Raw genomic sequence first — 18832 nt, forward strand, 5'->3', positions numbered from 1 at the left:
CGCCGCACCCCGAAACGAGGAGTCACTGATCCCGCATGTCCGCAGACCCGTCCAAAGAGCAGAAGCTGGTCGACTACCTGAAGTGGGTCACCGCGGATCTTCAGAAGGCCCGTGAGCGGATCGCGGAGCTGGAGAACGCCGGTGAGGAACCGGTCGCCATCGTCGGCATGGCCTGCCGTTTCCCCGGCGGGGTCACCTCGCCGGACGGACTGTGGCGCCTGGTGGCCGAAGGCACCGACGCCATCAGCGAGTTCCCGGCCGACCGGGGCTGGGACCTCGAACGGCTCTACTCGCCCGACGCGGACACCCCGGGCACCTCCTACACCAAGGAGGGCGGATTCCTCGACGGGGCGGCCCTGTTCGACGCGGGCTTCTTCGGGATCTCCCCGCGCGAGGCGCGGGCTATGGATCCTCAGCAGCGGGTGCTTCTGGAGACCGCGTGGGAGGCGCTGGAGGACGCCGGTATCGATCCGGTGACGCTCAGGGGGTCCAGCACCGGGGTGTTCGCCGGGGTCGTGGAGCAGAGCTATCTGGGGCTGGAGGGGCCCGAGGAGCTGGAGGGCCATCTGATGACCGGCCGGCTCAGCAGTGTCGCCTCCGGCCGTATCGCCTACACCCTGGGCCTCGAAGGCCCCGCGATCTCGGTGGACACCGCCTGCTCGTCCTCACTGGTCGCGCTGCATCTCGCGGCGCAGTCGGTACGGCGCGGGGAGTCGGCCCTCGCCCTCGCGGGCGGCGCCACGGTCACCGCGACACCCGGCGGGTTCGTGGACTTCTCCCGGCAGAAGGGCCTCGCCCCCGACGGCCGTATCAAGTCCTTCGCCGCGGCGGCCGACGGCACCTCGTGGTCGGAGGGCGTGGGCATCCTGGTCGTGGAGCGGCTCTCGGACGCGCGGAAGAACGGCCACCGGGTGCTGGCCGTGCTGCGCGGCAGCGCGGTCAACCAGGACGGCGCGAGCAACGGACTGACCGCCCCCAACGGACCGTCCCAGGAGCGGGTGATCCGGCAGGCGCTCGCCGACGCCCGGCTGACCGGCGCCGATGTGGACGTCGTCGAGGCCCATGGCACCGGGACCCGGCTCGGCGACCCCATCGAGGCACAGGCACTCCTCGCCACCTACGGACAGCACCGCCCGGCCGAACGGCCCCTGTGGCTGGGATCGTTGAAGTCGAACATCGGCCATACGGTGGCGGCGGCGGGGGTGGGCGGTGTCATCAAGATGGTGCAGGCCATGCGCCACGGCGTCCTGCCCAGGACGCTCCATGTCGACGAGCCGACCCCGATGGTCGACTGGTCGTCGGGCGCGGTGGAGCTGCTGACCGAGGAGCGCCCCTGGCCGGTGCGGGCCGACGGGCCCCGGCGCGCCGCCGTGTCCGCGTTCGGTGTGAGCGGCACCAACGCCCATGTGATCGTCGAGGAGGCCCCGGCCGAAACGGCCGAGGAGACACCGGCGGGTCACACACCCGCCGAGGGCGCACCGGCCGTGAAGACCGCGGCGGCACCGGCCGTGAAGACCGTGACCGTGACCGCCGCTGCCGGATCCGGCGCACCCGTACCGTGGATCCTGTCCGGGAAGACCCCGCAGGGCGTCGCGGACCAGGCCCGCAAGCTCCTCACCCACCTCGACGCCCACCCCACACTGAGCGCCCAGGACATCGCCTACTCCCTCGCCGTCACCCGTACCACCCACGACCACAGCACCGTCACCACCGGCACCCACCGCGACGACCTCCGTGCCGGCCTCATCTCACTCGCCGACAACACACCCAACACACCGAACACCATCGCCCGCAGCTCGGGCCGCCTCGCCTTCCTCTTCACCGGACAAGGCGCCCAGCACATCGGCATGGGCCAACAGCTCTACACCACCTACCCCGCCTACGCCCACGCCTTCGACACCATCGCCACCCACCTCGACCCCCACCTCACCCACCCCCTCCACCACATCATCACCACCGGACAAACCCTCAACGACACCGCACACACCCAACCCGCCCTCTTCGCCCTCGAAGTCGCCCTCTACCGACTCCTCGAAACCTGGGGCATCACCCCCGACTACCTCACCGGACACTCCATCGGCGAACTCACCGCCGCCCACATCGCCGGCATCCTCGACCTCCCCGACGCCACCCGACTCGTCACCGCCCGCGCCCGCCTCATGCAAACCATGCCCCCCGGCGGCACCATGATCGCCATCCAGGCATCCGAGGACGAGGTCCGCGCGCTGCTGACCGACCGCGAGACCCAGCTCGGTATCGCCGCCGTCAACGGACCGTCGTCGGTGGTGATCTCCGGTGACACCGACGCCGCCGAGGAAGTGGCGGCGCTCCTGCGCCAGGCGGGCAGGAAGACCAGCCGACTGCCCGTGTCGCACGCCTTCCACTCGCCCCATATGGACGGCATGCTCGACGACTTCCGCACCACCGCCAAACAACTCACCTACGCACCACCCCGCATCCCCGTCATCTCCACCCTCACCGGACGCCCCGCCACCGGAGACGACCTCCGCACCCCCGACTACTGGACCAACCAGGTCCGCGACACCGTCCGCTTCGCCGACGCACTCCACACCCTCCAGGAACGGGGGGTGACGGCCTACGCCGAGCTGGGCCCGGACGGCATCCTCACCGGTCTGGCCAAGGCCGTCCTGGACGGCGGGCGCGGGGCCGTCACCACGGTCCCCCTGCTGCGCCGCGACCGCCCCGAGGCGGAGACGGTGGTCACCGCGCTCGGCCACCTGCACTGCGCGGGCGTACGTCCCGACTGGGCGGCCTTTTTCGCGGGCACCGGCGCCCGGCGCGTCCCCCTGCCCACCTACGCCTTCCAGCACGAGCGGTACTGGGTGGAGCAGGCCGGCGCCCCCGCCGACGCCGCCGGGCTCGGCCTCGCCGCGGCCGGGCATCCGCTGCTCGGGGCCGCGCTGCGGCTGGGCGGGAGCGACGAGACGGTGTTCACCAGCCGGCTGTCGCGCGGGACGGCGCCCTGGCTGACGGAGTACGCCCGGGGCGGTACGGGGGTGCTCCCCGAATCCGCGCTGGTGGAGCTGGCGATACGGGCCGGTGACGAGGCGGGCTGCGGTTCCCTGGACGAACTCCTCGTCGACGAGCCCGTGGTGCTGCCCGCCGAGGGCGGCGTCCAGCTCCAGGTCCTGCTCGGTGCCCCGGACGCCGGGGGACGGCGCCGGATCACCTTCCACGCGCGCCCGGACGGCGCCGAGGTGCCCTGGACCGTCCATGCCCGGGGCGTCCTGAGTGCCACCGCTCCGGTCCCGGCCCCCGACCCGTCCGCGGACGCGGAGCGGTGGCCGCCCGCCGAGGCGACGGAGACCGCTCACGACGACCTCGACCAGCGCTTCGCGGCGGCCGGGGTGACCTACGGGCCGGAGTTCCGGGCTCTCACCGGGCTCTGGCACCGGGGGCGGGAAGTCTTCGCCGAGGTACGGCTCCCGGAGGGCGCGGCGGCCGACGCGGGCCTGTTCGGGCTGCATCCGGCGCTGCTCGAAGCGGCCCTGTGCCCGCTGCTCGCCGAGGCCGGGCCCGCCGCCGTGACCGCCTGGCGGGGGGTACGTCTGTACGCCACCGGGGCGACGGATCTCCGGGTCCGGCTCACTCCGGGGGAGGACGGCACGGTGGCGGTACGGCTGACCACCCCGGCCGGACAGCCCGTCGCGGACATCGCCGCCATCGGTGTGCGCCCCGTCGATCTGTCGGCCCTGGCGGCCGGCGCGGCCCGCGACCACGAGGCACTCTTCCACCTGGAGTGGACGCCGTACCCGCTCGTCACCTCCGACGCCCCGTCCGGCACCTCGTCCGGCACCTCGTCCGGCGCTCCCTCCGACGCCCCGTCCGGCGCCCCGGTCACGGTTCCCCTCGCCGGGATCGAGATCGCGTATCTGCGCTCCTCCGATCCCGGTGACCCCGTCGCCTCCCTCCACGACACCACCCGGCGGGCGCTCGACCTCGCACGGCGCCGGCTGGCGGACGAGGAGAACACCGGCACCAGGCTGGTGGTGGTGACCTCGGGCGCGGTGGGCACCCGGGCGGACGAACCGATCACCGATCCGGGCGCCGCCGCGGCCTGGGGTCTGCTCCGCTCGGCGCAGTCCGAGGCCCCGGACCGGATCGTCCTCGTCGACGCGGAGCCGGACACCGACCCGGCGGTGCTCGCCGCCGCCGCCGCGTCCGGCCAGCCCCAGGCGGCGATCCGCGGGGGCGCCGTGCTGGTGCCCCGGCTGGCCCGCGCCGGGCGCCCGGGGCCCGAGGCGCCGGCACCGTCGTTCCGTCCCGGGGGCACCGTCCTGATCACCGGCGGTACCGGCTCCCTGGGCTCGCTCTTCGCCCGGCATCTCGTCACCGGGCACGGCGTACGCCATCTCCTGCTCGTCAGCCGCCGGGGCGAACAGGCCGCCGGGGCCGCCGCGCTGGCGCGCGAGCTGACCGGGCTCGGCGCCACCGTCACCATCAGGAGCTGCGACGTCTCCGACCGGGACGAACTCGCCGCGCTCATCGACGGCATCCCCGAGGACCGTCCCCTGACCGGTGTCGTGCACACCGCGGGCATCCTGGACGACGGGCTCGTCCCGGCGATGACCGCCGAGCGGCTGGCGGCGGTCCTCACGCCGAAGGCGGACGCGGCCTGGCATCTGCACGAGCTGACCGAGGGGCTGGACCTGACCGCGTTCGTGCTGTTCTCCTCCGTGGCGGCCCTCGTCGGCGGTCCCGGCCAGTCCAACTACGCCGCCGCGAACGCCGCGCTGGACGCCCTCGCGCACCACCGGGTGGCGAGCGGTCTGCCCGCCACCTCGATCGCCTGGGGCCTGTGGGCCGAGGCCACCGGTCTCACCGGCGGGCTCAGCGAGACCGACCTCAAGCGCATCGCCCGCAGCGGACTGCTCCCGGTCCCCACCGCCCAGGGGCCCGCCCTGCTGGATCTGGCGCTCCGCTCGGGCCGCGCCGACGCCGTGGCCACCCCGCTCGACTTCGGCGCGCTGCGCGAACAGCCGCGTATCTCCCCGGTGTTCACCTCACTCGTACGGCGTCCCGCGCGGGAGACCGTACAGGGCGGGACGGCCGGGGCCGGCACCCTCGGCGAGCAGCTCGCCGGGCTCGACGAGGAGCGGCGGCACGAGGCCGTACGGAACGCGGTGCTCGACGAGATCGCCGGGGCGCTCGGGCACACCGGCGCCCGGGGCATCGACCCGGGCCGCCCCTTCCAGCAGCTCGGCCTGGACTCGCTGACCTCGGTGGAGCTGCGCAACCGGCTCGCGGTGCGCACCGGTCTGCGGCTGCCCGCGACCCTGGTCTTCGACCATCCGGACCCGGACGCGCTGGCCGCGTATCTGCTGAGGCGTCTCACCTCCGGCGACGGCGGTGAGGACCCCGCGTCGGGGGCCGCCGACGCCGTCGACCACACGGCGGACATCCGGCTCGCCGACGACATCCGCCCCGCCGGGCAGGTCGTACGGACCGTCGGGGATCCGCGCGAGGTGCTGCTCACCGGGGCCAGCGGATTCCTCGGCGCGTTCCTGCTGCGCGATCTGATGCGCACCACCGGGGCCCGTGTCCACTGCCTGGTCCGCGGGGCGGACGACACGGCCGCGTACGAGCGGCTGCGCGCGAGCCTGCGGTGGTACCGCGTCTGGGACGAGATCGATCCCGCCCGGCTCTCGGTCCTCGCGGGCGATCTGGCCGAGCCCGGACTCGGTCTCACCGGGGAGGTCTTCGACGGTCTGGCCCGTACGGTGGACGTCGTCTACCACGCCGGGGCCACCGTGCACTGGCTCCATCCGTACCCGGCGCTCAAGGCGGCCAATGTCGGCGGCACCGAGGAGATACTGCGGCTCGCCGCGCGCCACCGCACGGTCCCGGTCCACTATGTCTCCACGGTGGGCGTGTTCAACGGGCCGGTGACCCCGGGCGTGCCGCTGAAGGTGACGGATCCCACCGGGCCCGCGCGGGCGCTGCCCAGCGGCTATCTCCAGAGCAAGTGGGTCGCCGAACAGGTCCTGGAGCTGGCCCGGGAGCGCGGTCTTCCGGTCTCCGTCTACCGCGTCGACGTGATCTCCGGCGACCAGGTGAACGGCGCCTGCCAGACCCGCGACTTCGTCTGGCTCACGCTGAAGGGGCTGCTCCAGTCCGGGGCCGTGCCGGCCGGTACGGGCGGGCGCTTCCACCTCCTGCCGGCCGACTATGTCAGCGCGGCGATCCTCGCGGTCTCCCGGCGCCCCGAGGCCGCGGGCGGCACCTTCCATCTCTTCAACCGCAGCTCACTGAGTCTCGCCGACTGCGTGGAGGGGCTGCGGGGTCTCGGGTACCGGCTCGACGACATGGACCGGGACGAGTGGATCCGCGCGGTGCGCTCCGACCGCGACAACGCCCTGCTGCCGCTGCTCCACGCCTTCGAGATGATGACGACGGACACGGACGCCTTCTATCCGCCCATCGACACCACCGAGACCGAGCAAGCCCTGCGGGGCACCGGGATCAGTTGTCCGCCACTGACCGGTGAACTCTTCGCCAAATACGTCGAGTTCTTCGTGGCGGAGGGCCATTTCCCCGCGGCGGCCGGATAGGCCGGGGGCGGGGTGGGCAGGCCACCCCGCACGCGTTCCCCGGCACCGCCTCCGGTCAGCCCCCCACCCGCAGCTCCCTCGCACCGAAGGATGATTCATGAGCGACAACCGCACCCCCGTCACGGTCCTGGGACTCGGTCTCATGGGACAGGCGCTGGCCGCCGCGTTCCTCGGGGCCGGACACCCGACGACCGTGTGGAACCGTACGGCCGGCAAGGCCGACGGGCTCGTCTCGCGGGGAGCCGTGTCCGCCGCCACCCCGGGCGAGGCGGTGGCGGCCGGTGAACTGGTCGTGGTGTGCCTGTCGACGTACGACTCCGTGCACGAGGTGATCGGTCCGCTGGGCGCGGCTCTGCGGGGCAAGGTCCTGGTCAATCTGACGACCGGCCCCTCGGAGCGGGCCCATGAGACGGCCGAGTGGGCGCTCGAACAGGGCACCGAGTATCTCGACGGCGTGATCATGGCCACGCCGCCCGGTATCGGCGCCGACTCCTCGGTGCTCTTCTACGCCGGGCCCCGGGCCGTCTACGAGGCGCATGAGCCGACGCTGAAGCTCCTGGGCGGCGGCACCACCTATCTCGGCGCGGACCACGGGATGCCGGCGCTGTACGACGTGTCGCTGCTCGGCCTGATGTGGGGCACGCTCAACAGCTTCCTGCACGGGGTCGCGGTACTGGAGACGGCGGGGATCGGGGCGCGTCAGTACCTTCCCTGGGCCCATATGTGGCTGGACGCGGTCAAGGGATTCACGGCCGACTACGCGGCCCAGATCGACGCGGGCGACGGCGCGTTCCCCGCCCATGACGCCACCCTGGAGACGCATCTGGAAGCGCTCAAGCATCTGGTCCACCAGAGTGAGGCGCTGGGCGTGGACACCGAACTCCCCAAGTACTCGCAGGCGTTGATCGAGCGCGTCATCGAGCAGGGGCATGCCGGGAACAGCTACGCGGCGGTGGTCAAGGCGTACCGCAGGCTGTCGGAGTAGCCGCCCGGGACCCACAGGACGGGAACGGACGGCGGCCGGGACGCGGCCGCCGCCCGTTCCCGTCGTGGTGGGGACGAGCCGGTGCTCACTCCCCTGGCCCATTCCCCGGGACAGGAGAAGAATGTCGGAATTGCACGTGTTAGCGTGCCAATATGATCACCCGACAGGCTGACGGGCCACCGCCCGGTAAGCGGTTCCTCATCGGCGCCTGCGGTGCGGCGGCCGTCACGATGCTGCCCCGGTACGTCAACACCCTGCGCGAGCGGTTCGGCGGCAGGTTCACGGTGCTGATGACCCATACGGCGACGGAGTTCCTCCCGTCCCACACGGTGGCGCTCTTCGCGGACCGGGTGGTGAGCGGGAACTCTCCCGCCGATCCGGCCGCCGAGAACCAGGCACGGCTCGTGGCGGAGCACGACCTGCTCGTCGTGCTGCCCGCCACGGCGAACACGCTCGCCGACGCCGCCACGGGCTCGGCGCCGAACCGTCTCGCCGCGGTCATCCTGGCCGCGGACTTCCCGGTCGTGTTCTTTCCCGTGATGCACAGGGACCTGTGGCGCAGGCCGTCGGTCGCGCGCGATGTCGCCCGGCTCCGCGCGGACGGCTTCCATGTGAACGACCCGGTCCGGGCGGACCGGCCCGCCGCCGGGCTGCGCACGGTGGTACGCGACCCGGCCCTGCCGCCACCGCCCCGGGTGGCCGAGGTGGTCGCGGGACTGATGCGCTGAGCCCCCGGCGCGGCCCGGCCCGGCCCGGCCCGCCACGATGATCCCACCCAACCGGGCCGCCCCGGCTCCCGTCCGCTCAGGGACGGGGCGCCGCGATGAGCGCCGTGGTCTCCATGGGCAGTTCCGCGACGCGCTCGACATCGAAGCCGGCCCGGTCGAGGAGCGTACGGAACTGGGCGTCGGAGCGGTGCCGGCCGCCGTTGGTCATGAGCAGATGCAGGTCCCACAGCGCGGGCAGCACCGTGGAGTCCTTGTCGGTCACGGTGCGGTCGAGGACGAGAAGCCGCGCGTCGGGTCCGCTCATCGCGTGCCGGCAGTGCCGGAAGGCCTCCACCACGTCGTCGTCGGACCAGCCCGCCAGCACACGGCAGAAGAGATAGACGTCGCCGTCCAGGGGCACGGCCTTGAACATGTCTCCCGCGTGGAGTTCGACCCGGTCGAGTCCGATGGTGCGCGCGAGGTGGTCGCGGGCGATGGGGATGACATGGTCGCGGTCGATGAGCACGCCCCGGGCGTCGGGGGCGGCCCCGAGGATGACGGAGAGCAGATGGCCGTTGCCCCCGCCGCAGTCCACGACGGTCTTGCCGCCCGAGAAGTCGAAGATCCCTGGGACGTACTCGAAGAAGAGATTGCCGGCCCTCATGGTCCGCTGGAACCGCACGGCCAGGTCCTCGTGCCCGTCGAGATAGGAGTAGAGGGGCCGGCCGTAGGCGAGTTCGAAGCCCGCGGTCAGGGTGGTGAAGCACTCCACCGCGTTGCCCCAGGCGGTGTAGAACTCCTCGCCGTAGAGCAGACACATGTCGCGCAGGGTGCCGGGCCGGTCCAGGAGCGCGGCGGCCACCGGCGTGTTCCGGTAGCCGCTCTCGTGATCCCCCTCGAACACACCCATCGCCACCAGGAGACGCATCAGCCTGCGGATGCCCTCCTCCTCGGCTCCGGTGGCCGCGGCGAGTTCGCCGCTGGTGGCACGTCCGGCTTCGATGTGATCGGGCAGGCCGAGCTTCGCGGCGGTGTGGACGGCCTGGGCCCGCCATCCCCCGGTGATCAGCTCGACTACGTCCTGCGCCGCCTTCAGATCGGCTTTCACTGCGAACCCTCCAGGATGTCGGGGAATCATTCCAGGGTCTGGAGAAATCATCTGCCGCATGCCCCGCCGAAAACCCCGGGCTCAGGTGGGAATACCGCCGCGCTTGATCACCGGAATATCTATGCCCAGCGCACGGAGCTGGTTGTACGGATTCATGAATTCCCGGTTCTGGACAATCTTTCCGTCGTCGAGCAGGAACGAGTGGATGAAGTGGTTCTTGTAATGCCCCGGCGGATAGCCGGGAAAGAGGATCGCGCCCTCGCCGTCGCATTCGACCCAGAAGCGGTTGGGGTCCTGGGTCTCATAGATCTCGACGTTGTACCAGACCCAGTCGGGGAAGCACTCCAGCGACCACGCGCCGTGCGCCTTCAGCTTGTCGAGGCCGCGGGAGACGATCGGCTCCTCGGTGTCGGCGGTGTACAGACCGCCGCTGCCCTCCTCGGTGAACAGGAGATAGCGGGTCAGCCGTCCCTCGCCCCTCCTGCTCATATAGTCCTCGACCACGGCCCGGTTGCGCCGCCGGAGATCCGCCTCGCCGTCGGACGCCGGTTCGCTGACGGTGACTTCAGCCATTGCCGTACCTCACAGAAGACGATGGATGGATGATGGGGCCAGGAATTCCCGGGCCGGTCCGGAGCACCTTATCCGGACCCTCGGGTGTCCAACCGGCGATATGCGGCCGTTGGACATGCGGAACCGGGCCCGCACTTGGACAAGGAGCGACTCCTTGCGGGCCTCCCACCGGCCCAGTATTTTGCGGGAATGCACGATTACGTGGTGGCCGATGTCTTCACCGACGAACCTCTCTCAGGAAATCCCGTGGCCGTCTTCCTGGACGCCGCCGGTTTCTCCACCGGCCAGATGCAACGGCTGGCCAGGGAACTGAATCTCTCGGAGACGACCTTCGTCCTGCCGCCGCGCGACGGCGGGGACGTACGGGTGCGTATCTTCACGCCGGTGAACGAGCTGCCGTTCGCCGGCCATCCGACGCTGGGCACCGCGATCGTGCTGGGCACGGCGACCCGCCGCGACCGGCTGCTGATGGAGACCGCCATGAGCACCGTGCCGTTCGTCTTCGACCGGGGCCCGGACGGCGGGATCCGCTCGGCCCGGATGCGGCAGCCCGTCCCGACCTGGGAGCCCTACGAGGAGGCCGACGACCTGCTCGCCGCGCTCGGTGTGCGGTCCTCCGTCCTGCCGGTGGAGGTCTACCGCAACGGGCCGCGCCATGTGTTCGTCGGACTCGGCAGTGTGGCGGAGCTGTCCGCGGTCGAGCCCGATCTGCGGGCGCTGGCCCGCCACCCGGACATGGCGGCCAACTGCTTCGCGGGCTCGGGCGGCACCTGGCGGACGCGGATGTTCTCGCCCGCCTACGGGGTCGCGGAGGACGCGGCGACGGGGTCGGCGGCCGGACCGCTCGCGATCCATCTCGCGCGCCACGGGCTGATCCCGTTCGGGCGCCGGATCGAGATCCGCCAGGGTGTCGAGATGGGCCGCCCCTCCACGATGTTCGCCACCGCCACCGCCACCACACTCGAAAGCGCAGGCGCAGGCGCAGGCAAGGGCGGGGGCGGGGGCCTGCGGGTGGACACGGTGGAGGTGGCGGGCTCCGCGGTCGTCGTCGCCCGGGGGACCTACCGGGTGTGAGGCCGGCCCGCCGGGCGCCGGACGCCCGCCGGGACCGCCCCCGGTGAGGACCGCCCCCGGAGGACCGCCCCCGGTGAGGACTTCCCCCTGAGGACCGGGCACCGGCGGGGGCGGCGCGGCCTCGCGGGTCAGGTGTCGTAGACCAGGCCGAGACCGGACAGCGCGGCCCGGTCGTAGGCGCCCTCGACGGTGGCCTCGACCTCGAACCGGACCCGCTCGGTGGGCGGATAGCCGATCAGCCTGGCGGCGCGGTGCGGCGGCAGCGGCGGCTCGGGCGCCTCGGCCGATTCCCAGATCATCACCGCTCCCCAGCGGTTTCCCGGCCGGTCGGAGAGCCAGCACTTCAGCCGTAGCCCCTTGACCGTGGTCCACGGCGGCACCCCGTCGTCCCGGAGGTACTCCCGCAGCGAGTCGATGGTCTGCTCGGACCCGGTCAGATCCCACCAGGCGACGGTGACGATCACGCGCGGAGCACCTCTTCCATGTGTGTGGCCCAGATGTGCCGCCCGTCGCGGGTGAGCACCGATTCGGCGTGGAACTGCATCGAGGCGAAGCGGGGCCCGCGCAGCGCGTGCACCTCACCGTTCCCGGCGTCCCGGCTGACCTCGACCGGGCCCACACCGGGGAGGTGGATCTCGTCCCGGTCGCAGCGGGCGGCGAAGGTGTTGTAGAAGCCGGCGAGCACGCGGGTGCCGAACAGGTCGATCTCCCGGCGGGTGCCCTGACGGCAGTCCTCGCTGCGCGCCACCTCCAGACCGAGGCGCCGGCTGAGCACCTGATGGCTGAGGCAGACCGCGAGGAACGGCAGGCGCCTCTCCAGCAGGGTGCCGACGGCCGTGTGCAGATGGGCGATACGGGGATCCCCGCTGTCGTTGGGATCCCCGGGACCCGGGCCCATGACGACCAGGTCGTGCTCGTCGAAGGAGTAGGCCTCGTCGTACCGGCGCACCGTCACCCGGGTGCCCAGGGAGCGGAGCTGATGGCCGATCATCGCGGTGAAGGTGTCCTCCGCGTCGACCACCAGGACGCGCAGCCCGGCCAGGGCCGGTGCCGGCCGCTCCCGGCCGCCGTCCCCGGCGAGCCAGAACCGGGCGAGGTCCTCGTTGCGGGCGGCCAGGGCCGACCGTACGGCGGGATGGCCGCCGAGGCGGCCCTGTCCGTCCCCTTCCAGGGCGGAGAGCAGACCGGCCGCCTTGGCCCTGGTCTCGGCGGCCTCGGAGAGGGGATCGGAGTGCCGTACGAGTGTGGCGCCCACACCGATGTCCACCCGGCCCGTGCGGTCGATGTCGGCGGTACGGATCAGAATGGCGGAGTCCAGGGAGCGGGCACCGCCCTCCCGGCCGATCAGGGCCATGACACCGCTGTAGTAGCCGCGGCCCCCCGGCTCGTACCGGCTGATGACCCGGCAGGCGCTCTCCAGGGGGCTCCCGGTCACGGTCGGCGCGAACAGCGTCTCGCGCAGGATCTCCTGCGGTTCCCGGTGGGAGCGGCCCTCGATGAGGTACTCGGTGTGCGCCAGCCGCGCCATCTCCTTCAGGCGCGGCCCCACGACCCGGCCGCCGGAGTCGCAGACGCGGGCCATCATCTTCAGCTCCTCGTCCAGCACCATGTACAGCTCGTCGCTCTCCTTCTCGTCGGCGAGGAACTCCAGGACGTCGGAGAGCACCGGGCCGCCCGGCGGGTAGCGGTAGGTGCCGCTGACCGGGTTCATGACGGCGGTGCCCCCGCGCAGGCTGATGTGCCGCTCCGGGGTGGCGCCGACGAAGGTACGGGTGCCGGTGTGCACGATGAAGGTCCAGTACGCGCCCGACTCCCGGGCGCACAGCCGCCGGAAGAACGCCAGCGCGCGGGCCGGGCCGTACTCCTCGATATCGGCGGTGAACGACCGCTTGACGACGAAGTTCGCGCCCGCGCCCGCGCCGATCTCGTCGGCGACGACCCTGCGGACGATCTCCGCGTACTCCTCGTCGGCGAGATCGAACCGGCGGTTCGCGAGGGTGACCGGGACATCGGGGAGCCGGCCGAGCACCTCGGGCAGGGGCAGGACGGCCTGCTCCGTCACCCGCAGCGCGAGCAGCGGGGCCCCGTCGTCGACACAGGCGAAGCCGCGTTCGGTGATCTGCCGGTAGGGGATGATCACCAGGACGTCGTGGCCCCGCCCCCGGGAGTCCGCCGGTACGGGGACATCGGCGAGGGTGGCCGGCTCGGACAGGTCGCCGAGCAGCACGTCCAGCCGTCCGGGGCCGGTCGTCTCCGGGCGGTGCAGCAGCGCGAAGGGCGGCGGCCGGTCGGATAGCACCCGGGCCAGCGGGTCCCCGGTCATGCCAGGACCTGCCGGTGGGTGACCACCATCGCGCAGCGCTCCGCCGCGTACTCCAGCGTCATCCGGTGGTGGCGCCGGGAGAAGTCCCCGATCGCGTCGGCGGCCAGGAACGTCTGGATGTCGTGGGTGAAGGCCTCCACCGCGCTCGCCAGGACGCCCACATGTCCGTACACCCCGCAGACGAGAAGCTGGTCGCGCTCCTGTGCGCGCATCCAGGGGAGCAGGTCGGAGCGGTGGAAGGCGCTGTAGCGCCACTTGGTGAACCGGCGGTCGTCCGGGCCGGGAGCCAGCGGCGCGACCACTTCCCGGTCCGCCGGGTCCGTCCGCATCCCGGGGCCCCAGAAGTCCTTGAGCAGCCCGCGCTGTTCGTCGGTCATACCGCCGGGCTGCGCCGTGTACGCCACCGGCACGCCCAGCTCGCGGCAGCGGTCGCGCAGTGCGGCGGCGTTCCGTATCAGCCCGTCGCGCAGGCTCTCGGGGAACGGCCGCAGGAAGTAGCGCTGCATGTCGTGGACCAGCAGGACGGCCCGCGCCGGATCGGCGGTCCAGTTCGCGGAGTTGGCGGGGAGGTCGGCGGCGCCGGGTAACGCGTAGGGCGCGATCGGGGGAATACCGGGCATGAGTGGTTCTCTCCTCGAGGAAGACATGAGTCCGGGCCGGGAACGCCAGGGCGCCGGGACAGCCGCGCCGGGACAGCCCTCAGGTTCCTGTCCGCCGGACAGGTCCTGTCCGCCTGACAGGGGTCCGACTGACAGGCCCTAGGCCGAGTGGGGCGCGTTGCGTGCCAGTTGCTCGGCGACCACCCGCCAGCCCCTGGCGTACTCCATCGCCGCGTTGGCGATGGCGCCCCGGCGGTGGGCGGGGACGCTGTTGGCGAGGGTCGCCCACTTCTCGCTGCTCATGGCGTGGGCTTCCATCAGACGCAGCAGGGTGCGTCCGTTCTCGCTGTAGCGCAGCGAGGGATCCGTTCTGAGCCGCTGGACCACCGTGGCGCGGTCCGCGGACTCCTGGCCCGGACCGGTGCCGGCCCGGGTGCCTGGCGGATCCGGGAACGGGGGTGGCGGCGGCTCGGCCGTCCACCGCCCTTCGCCGGGTTCCCGGTCGGCCGGGTCCTTGTCGCGCAGCAGCCGGGCCCGGACCGATCTCGCCGTCTCCGGCGAGATGCCGACGGCCTTGGCGATCTGACGGAGGGACAGCTCGGGATTGCGCAGGATCAGTTCGGAGGCGAGCCTTCGTTTCTCCAGGGCGTCGGTGGGCCGCACCCGGCCGTCCCTGCCGATCCTGCTGTCCGGGCGGCGCGTGGTCGCCGCGGGGTGCCTGCGGCGCACCTCGGCGACCGTTTTGGCGGACAGCCCGGTGACGGAGGCGGTTAATCGGTCCGACCACTGGGGGTGCGAGGCGATGACGCGCGCGGCGGCGGCCTTGCGGTCGGCCACGGAGAGCGGCAGCCCGCCCGTCAGATTCGCCTGTACGGCCAGGACGAACGCCTCGGCCTCGTCCCCCTCGAACATACGGGCGGTGATGAACTCCTGCTTGCGCAGCTCGGCGGCGCGCAGCCGGTGCAGGCCGTCGACGACGCGCATGGTCGCGCGGTGCACAACGATCGGCGGGAATTCACCGGGGGCACCGGCCAGCATTCTGACATGCTCCGCATTCTGCCCCGCGATACGTGGGGTGTCGGCGATCACCAATGACCCGATGACCACCTTGACCACCGGACCCAGCGGCTTCCTGCGCCGTCCCGGAATTGCGCCCCTGCGTTCCTGGGAAAGACCTTTCTCTTTTTCGAGAGAATTGGCCGCCGAATTCTTCACCATCTACACCCCAACCGTCGCTAGGAAATGAGATAAACCTCCGATGAAGATCCGCCGCAACACTAGGGAATGAATGTCGAGAACGTCAATATCACAAAAGTCGCAGACGGTGCACCGCATCGCGCCCGTGCCAGGAGGGCGGCGGAACTCCTGGTCCACGGCGCCCTGTGACCTGCTGGCGGCCATGCCACGCCTCCAGTTCGGTGGGAATTTTGCTCCGGTTCGACAGAAATCCATCCCCGTACGGACAGCCGGGCGGCCCGCAGGAGACATAGCGGCGAAGACGTCGGCACGGATACGGTCCCGCATTCCGGCGACGCTGCCGGATTTCCGGGACCGGACAGCGGCCCGCGACCGCCCCGGGGGATACGGACGGTCGCGGGAATACGGCCATGAGCCACTGTTCCGGGTCTGCCAGAAAAATACCGGACCACCGGGCCGTCCAACTGACGATTTTCCCCGGCTGGACACCTGTGACCACGGGCGCCGTGCACCGGCATGAACCCTGGACAGGCATCGAGGGAGAGTGATAAAAGAATTCAAGCACCCGGGCCGGTTACTGCCACTGCTTTTCGGACGTATTTCATCTCCGCAGCTTCGTGATCTCCCTCGCACCGCTACCAGGAGTGGACTCCTCATGTGTGGTATCGCCGGCTGGGTCTCCTACGACACCGATCTGACGGAGCGCCGCGAGGTGCTGGACGCCATGACGGCGACCATGGCCTGCCGGGGCCCGGACGACGCGGGGGTCTGGGTCCGGCCGCGGGTGGGTCTGGGCCACCGGCGTCTGGCGGTCATCGATCTCGCCGGCGGCGGGCAGCCGATGGAGAGACGTACCCCCGACGGCGCGGTGGCCCTGGTCTACACCGGCGAGGTGTACAACTTCACCGAGCTGCGCGCGGAGCTGGCGGGCAAGGGGCACCGGTTCCGTACGGCGAGCGACACCGAGGTCGTCCTGCTCGGCTATCTGGAGTGGGGCGAGGGCCTGGCCGAGCGCCTCAACGGCATGTTCGCCTTCACGGTCTGGGACGAGCGGGAGAACAAGCTCGTCATGGTCCGCGACCGGCTGGGCGTCAAGCCGTTGTACTACTACCCGACTGACGACGGCGTCCTGTTCGGCTCGGAGCCCAAGGCGATCCTGGCCAATCCGGCGGCGCGCCGCGTGGTCGACACGGCCGGTCTGCGCGAACTGATCGCGTTCACCATGGCCCCCGGCCGGGCCCTGTGGAAGGACATGTACGAGGTCGAGCCGGCCACCGTCGTGACCGTCGACGCGCGGGGCATCCGCAGCCGCGTCTACTGGCGGCTCGACGCCACGGAGCACACCGACGACCGGGACACGACGGTCGCCAGGATCCGCGCGCTGATGACCGACATCGTGGACCGCCAGCTCGTCGCCGATGTGCCCCAGTGCGTCCTGCTCTCCGGCGGACTGGACTCCAGCGCGGTCACCGGACTCGCGGCGGCCCGGCAGGCCGCGCGGGGCGAGCGGCTGCGGACGTACTCGGTGGACTTCGCCGACCGGGAGGAGACCTTCCGTGCCGACGAGAACTGGGACAGCCCGGACACGCCCTATATCCGCGACGTGGTGGATCTGGTCGGCTCCGAACACCGCTTCGTGACGCTCGGCCCGCACGAGCTGACCGACCCGGCGCTGCGCCGCGCGGTGATCACCGCACGCGACATGCCGGTCGGCCTGGGCGAGACGGACACCTCGCTCTATCTGCTGTTCAAGGCGATCCGGGCGGAGTCGACGGTGGCCCTGTCGGGCGAGTCCGCGGACGAGGTGTTCGGCGGGTACCGCTGGTTCCACGATCCCGCCGCGGTCCACGCGGAGACCTTCCCGTGGCTGGCCTTCCGCAGTCCCATGAGCAGCGACCGGGCGGCGCCGCTCCGTCCGGAGCTGCGCCGCTCGCTCGATCTCGGCACCTATGTCGCCGACCAGTACGCGACGGCGGTGGCGGCGGTCGGGCGGCTTCCGGGGGACAGTGCCCACGAGCGGCGGATGCGCACCATCGGCCATCTCCATCTGACGCGGTTCGTCCGGATGCTGCTCGACCGCAAGGACCGGGTGTCGATGGCGGTGGGGCTCGAGGTGCGGGTGCCGTTCTGCGACCACCGGCTGGTGGAGTACGTGTACAACACCCCGTGGTCGCTGAAGTCCTTCGACGGCCGGGAGAAGAGCCTGCTGCGGCACGCCACCGCGCATGTGGTGCCCCCGTCGGTGCAGGGCCGGCGGAAGAGCCCGTACCCCTCCACACAGGACCCCGGGTACGGGGCCGCCCTCCAGCAGCAGGCGAAGGAGGTGCTCGCCGACCACGGCCATCCGGTGTTCACCCTGGTCGACCGGGTCTGGCTGACCGATGCCGTCGGACGGGACGTCACGATGCCCGGCGGTGACCGGCGGGGCCTCGAACGGGTCCTGGACCTCTACCACTGGTTCGACCTGTACCGGCCCGAGATCCAGCTCGGCTGAGCCGTCGGCCCGCGCGGCCCGCGTCGTGTCATCCGCGCGGGCCCCGAAGGTCCCGTGGCCCGCGCGTCAGCGGTCGCGGGGCTTCGCCGGGGCCGGGCCGCCCCCGGCGAGGGGCGAGCGGGCCAGGTCCACACAGCCCACCGCGATCAGCCCGACGGCCGCGATCTCGGGCACCAGCCACCAGCCGGTGCGCAGGGTCTCGCCGAACAGGGTCACCCCGTAGGTGATGCTGATCAGCGCGTCGCCGAGCGTGAGCATCGGCTGGGAGGCGGCGAGCCAGCCGGCCTGGAGCGCGTTCTGCAACAGGAACAGCGCGCCCACCCCGGCCACGGCCGTGGCGTAGAGCTGCCAGGCGGAGAACAGGGCCCCGGCCCCGCCCCCGTCGTCGAGCCGCGAGACGGCGTCCTTCATCAGCGCGGCGGTCAGCGCGTATCCGCAGGCCGCGGCGAGACCGAGCAGGGCGGCGCGCGGATTGCCGCGCAGCCGCAGGGCCCACAGGATCAGTACGGCCTCGAAGACGCCGGTGGCGATCAGCGCCGGGATCCAGGCGTACCCGCGCACCGACTCCTGGCCGCCGCCGGGCGCCGCGCTGGCCATGCCGAGCGCGAGCCCGCAGGTCACCGCGGCCACGCCGTACCAGATGGTGCGCGGCAGCCGGCGGTGGAAGACATATCCGGCGATCAGCAGGGTCGCGGGCAGCTCGATCACGAAGATCGGCTGCACCACGGCGATCGGCCCGGTGGCGAGCGCCACCGCCTGGCACACCGCCGCCACCATCACCAGGCCGATCCCCGCCAGCCACACCTTCTGCCGCAGCAGATGCCGGATCAGCGAGAGCCGCATGGCCTCGCCATCGGGGACCGTGGCGGCGGCCCGGCGCTGGAGCACCGAGGCGGAGCCGTTGCTGATCGCGGTCAGGACGGCGAACAGAACACTGATCACCGGACCATCATGCGGGTCACCGCCGCCGTCACCCTGTCATACCGCCGCATACGGCCCACCCGGGAGCCGAACGGGTCACCCGGCGGGTCACCGGGGGACGCGCCCCGACCACCCGGGTGGCCGTCGGGACATACGGGTGTGGGGGGCCCGGGGGGGGGGGCCCCGGGCGCCCCCCCCCCCCCCCCCCGTAAAATTGTGTGGGGTATTTGGGCGCGGCCGTGGACCGGGCCGAACCCGGCGGCTCCCGCGCCGCGGGAC

General features: G+C 72.0%; 12 protein-coding genes. 5 read left to right on the forward strand and 7 right to left on the reverse strand.

The features are described from left to right. Positions 1-35: 35 nt before the first annotated feature. The 3 genes from ACFYYH_RS20095 to ACFYYH_RS20105 all read left to right on the forward strand — a co-directional run bounded on the left by ACFYYH_RS20095 (position 36) and on the right by ACFYYH_RS20105 (position 8285). Positions 36-6572: a type I polyketide synthase gene (locus tag ACFYYH_RS20095; RefSeq protein WP_388552531.1), complete on the forward strand. Its 6537-nt coding sequence runs from the start codon at positions 36-38 to the stop codon at positions 6570-6572. A 97-nt stretch (positions 6573-6669) separates the two neighbouring features. After that, complete coding sequence (locus ACFYYH_RS20100; RefSeq protein WP_388552534.1) at positions 6670-7557, forward strand: NAD(P)-dependent oxidoreductase; 888 nt, start codon at positions 6670-6672, stop codon at positions 7555-7557. A 152-nt stretch (positions 7558-7709) separates the two neighbouring features. Then, positions 7710-8285, forward strand: coding sequence for a flavoprotein (locus tag ACFYYH_RS20105; protein WP_388552537.1), 576 nt, complete (start codon positions 7710-7712; stop codon positions 8283-8285). 76 nt (positions 8286-8361) lie between these two features. Here the strand turns inward: ACFYYH_RS20105 and ACFYYH_RS20110 are convergent, their stop codons facing one another. Next, positions 8362-9372, reverse strand: a complete 1011-nt coding sequence (locus ACFYYH_RS20110) for a methyltransferase (RefSeq protein WP_388552540.1) — start codon at positions 9370-9372, stop codon at positions 8362-8364. Between the two features lie 81 nt (positions 9373-9453). Then, positions 9454-9945 (reverse strand): PhzA/PhzB family protein, encoded by a 492-nt coding sequence (locus tag ACFYYH_RS20115; RefSeq protein ID WP_388552543.1) that lies wholly within the window; start codon positions 9943-9945, stop codon positions 9454-9456. A 189-nt stretch (positions 9946-10134) separates the two neighbouring features. On the opposite strand from ACFYYH_RS20115, the gene ACFYYH_RS20120 reads away from it, so the two are divergent. Next, the gene (locus tag ACFYYH_RS20120; protein ID WP_388552546.1) at positions 10135-11019 is read left to right on the forward strand and encodes a PhzF family phenazine biosynthesis protein; all 885 of its coding nucleotides are present in this window, start codon (positions 10135-10137) and stop codon (positions 11017-11019) included. Positions 11020-11147: 128 nt separating this feature from the next. Here the strand turns inward: ACFYYH_RS20120 and ACFYYH_RS20125 are convergent, their stop codons facing one another. The 4 genes from ACFYYH_RS20125 to ACFYYH_RS20140 form a co-directional block, all read right to left on the reverse strand. Beyond that, positions 11148-11483 (reverse strand): hypothetical protein, encoded by a 336-nt coding sequence (locus ACFYYH_RS20125; RefSeq protein ID WP_388552548.1) that lies wholly within the window; start codon positions 11481-11483, stop codon positions 11148-11150. Further along, the gene (locus ACFYYH_RS20130; protein ID WP_388552551.1) at positions 11480-13342 is read right to left on the reverse strand and encodes an anthranilate synthase family protein; all 1863 of its coding nucleotides are present in this window, start codon (positions 13340-13342) and stop codon (positions 11480-11482) included. The genes ACFYYH_RS20125 and ACFYYH_RS20130 overlap by 4 nt, the downstream gene beginning before the upstream one ends. Further along, on the reverse strand, positions 13339-13962 hold the full coding sequence (locus ACFYYH_RS20135; protein WP_388552554.1) for an isochorismatase family protein: 624 nt from the start codon (positions 13960-13962) through the stop codon (positions 13339-13341). The genes ACFYYH_RS20130 and ACFYYH_RS20135 overlap by 4 nt, the downstream gene beginning before the upstream one ends. A 138-nt stretch (positions 13963-14100) precedes the next feature. Beyond that, positions 14101-15057: a ParB N-terminal domain-containing protein gene (locus ACFYYH_RS20140; RefSeq protein WP_388552557.1), complete on the reverse strand. Its 957-nt coding sequence runs from the start codon at positions 15055-15057 to the stop codon at positions 14101-14103. Between the two features lie 736 nt (positions 15058-15793). Here ACFYYH_RS20140 and asnB point away from each other — a divergent pair. Then, positions 15794-17632 (forward strand): asparagine synthase (glutamine-hydrolyzing), encoded by a 1839-nt coding sequence (gene asnB, locus ACFYYH_RS20145; RefSeq protein ID WP_388552560.1) that lies wholly within the window; start codon positions 15794-15796, stop codon positions 17630-17632. A gap of 66 nt (positions 17633-17698) precedes the next feature. On the opposite strand, the gene ACFYYH_RS20150 is transcribed toward asnB, so the two are convergent. After that, positions 17699-18574, reverse strand: a complete 876-nt coding sequence (locus ACFYYH_RS20150; RefSeq protein WP_388552563.1) for a DMT family transporter — start codon at positions 18572-18574, stop codon at positions 17699-17701. Positions 18575-18832 lie beyond the last annotated feature (258 nt).

This window comes from Streptomyces sp. NPDC002018, from assembly GCF_042890865.1.
Classification (GTDB): Bacteria; Actinomycetota; Actinomycetes; order Streptomycetales; family Streptomycetaceae; genus Streptomyces.